The organism is Abditibacteriota bacterium, assembly GCA_017552965.1.
Taxonomy (GTDB): domain Bacteria; phylum Armatimonadota; class UBA5829; order UBA5829; family UBA5829; genus RGIG7931.
The window spans coordinates 1-1,597 of the sequence record JAFZNQ010000035.1; the positions used below are offsets into that span (position 1 = coordinate 1).

Below are 1,597 nucleotides of genomic sequence, written 5' to 3' on the forward strand. Positions count from 1 at the left end.
GAAAACATGCCCTACGACTGCTGCGTCGAGGTGCCTGTGGTGGCTTCCAAATACGGCCTGAGGACCTGCCACGTGGGCAAGCTGCCCGATCAGCTGGCTCTGCTGAACAACATCACGGCCCGCTGTGAAGAGCTGGCGGTCACCGGCGCCCTGGAAGGGGACAAGCGCAAGGTGTTCCACGCCGTGCTGTTCGATCCTCTCACCTCCGCCGTGCTGTCTATGGAAGAAACGCAGAAGATGGTGGACGAAATGTTTGAGGCCAACAAGGACTACCTGGGCTATTTCAAAGACTGATCTGCCCGATGGCGCCGGCTCCGCAAACGTTGCGCGGAGCCGGTTTTGTTTGCCGGGCCCGCAGGGGACTTTGGCGCGGTCTGCCGGGGTTCCCGGGCCCCATAAATATCCTTCTGCCCCCCGCCGTATCGGCGGGGGGCAGAAGGGCGTATATCGTCATGAAAAGAAGAGAGGGCTATTGCGCCTTTCGTTTTGGCAGGTTGGCCCTCAGCACTCTGATCTCCTGCTTCTGGGTCTCGGTGGCAAAGCCGTCGCACAGATAGTCTGCCCACAGGATGCCCGGGGCGTGGCCCTCCTCGTAGCAGATGCGCCAGTAGGGATAGGCGGCCGCCAGCACGTGCATCATCATGCCCTTTTTGGCGGGAGCATCTTCCTCAAGGCCGTAATGCACCGTGTAATCCCTGCCGTAATACGGGTTCAGGAGTATGTCTCTCATGTGGTCGAACTGCATCAGATAAAAGGTGGTGACCCCCGCCTCTCTGGCTTCCTTCAGGCTCTTGCGGAAATAGCCCAGCCCGTAGGCGATGGTGGTGTAGTCGTCAAAGTATTTGAGATCGCCCGTCTCCTTGATGACGTCATATATGAGGGCCTGGCGTCTCTGGTTGTAATACACGTGCCTCTGGTCGCTGTCGGCGGAACGGGGGTCGCCTTTGGCTATGAGGGTAGCCCCCTCCGTGCGCAAAGAGGACCAGGCGTTGGGCAAAAAGCGCTGCATGGCCCGGGTCACGTCGCCGAGGAACTGCATGCGCCGCTCCGTTCTGAAGACGTCAAAGTCCTCGGACGCCGGGGTCCACTCGTGGATAACGGGATCGTCCTGGACGTAGTTTTCGTCCCGGGAGTTGTCCCGCATGTCCGTGTCGATGGGCGCCGTGTCTATGTCGTCAAAGGAGCCGTAGCCGCTGCCCCAGGCCTCGTTCAGGGCGGAGATGCCGCCGTATTTGTCCTTCAGCCAGGCCCGGAACAGGGAGTTGGGGTCGTCGGTGAACTTGTAGCGCATGTTCACGTCATAGCGCATCCAGCCCCAGCTGTCCTCCATTTCCACGGGCATTTTGCCGTCCCGGGTCTCGTACCAGGTGTCGCCCCACAGCCTGAAGGTGTATTCCACCAGGTCCGCTATGGCATTGGGCAGGTTGGGGTCCGTGTGCTCGCCGGTGCCCTTTGTCTTGTTGCCCTTGTAAAACTCCGAGGTCTGGAAGGAGCCGCCGTTGGTGCCGGGATACACGCTGCAGGCCAGGGTCTTCAGCCCCGCCTGCCGCACGCAGTATTCGTACCAGTAGCGGTAGGCCATGCCCGACACGTTGAA

General features: G+C 60.7%; 2 protein-coding genes. One reads left to right on the forward strand and one right to left on the reverse strand.

Going from position 1 to position 1,597, the window contains the following annotated elements; translation table 11 throughout:
• On the forward strand, positions 1-294 hold a 294-nt coding region (locus IK083_03730), incomplete at its 5' end, for an alpha-glucosidase/alpha-galactosidase (GenBank protein ID MBR4748668.1).
• 175 nt (positions 295-469) lie between these two features.
• On the opposite strand, the gene IK083_03735 is transcribed toward IK083_03730, so the two are convergent.
• Positions 470-1,597 (reverse strand): beta-galactosidase (locus tag IK083_03735; protein ID MBR4748669.1); only part of this gene is annotated, 1,128 nt, incomplete at its 5' end.